General features: G+C 66.8%; 1 protein-coding gene. It reads right to left on the reverse strand.

Annotated features, from left to right (window positions below):
• Window positions 1–560, reverse strand: a 560-nt coding sequence (locus tag ACWGPE_RS19115) for an aminotransferase class III-fold pyridoxal phosphate-dependent enzyme (protein ID WP_452049332.1), incomplete at both ends; no start/stop codon positions are given.

The raw sequence follows: 560 nt of genomic DNA on the forward strand, positions 1-560 counted from the left end.
GCGATGTAGTGGACCATCGAGCGCACTTCGGGGCGGGTGGAGATCTCGAGCGTCTTCAGCGCGGCGACACAGCCCAGCTCGGCGCCGCCGAAGGTGGAGATGTGGCCGAAGCCGTCCTCGTCGAGCCACTTCGCGGCGCGATCGCTGAGCAGGGCCGCCGTGATCGGGTACATGCCACCGGACAGGCCCTTGCCGGTCACCAGGATGTCGGGCTCGATCCCGTGTTTGGTGATGCACCACAGCTCACCGGTGCGCATCAGGCCGGTCTGGACCTCGTCGGCGATGTACAGGGTGCCGTGCTTCTCGGTGATGGCCTTGACGGCTTCCAGGTAACCCGGTGCGGGAAGCGGGAATCCGTAGGTGGCCGGGATGGTCTCCATGATCACCGCGGCGACATCGCCGGGGGCCAGCACGCGTTCCATCGCCTCGATGTCGTTGAACGGCACCTGGAGGAACTCGTCGGGCTGGTCGGCCAGGAAGAACTTGGCGAACCGGTCGTCGCCGGTGGCCACGGCCAGGCCGGTGTGGCCGTGGTAGGCCTTGACGATCGAGACGATCTT

It is taken from the genome of Agromyces sp. NPDC055658 (assembly GCF_053618155.1).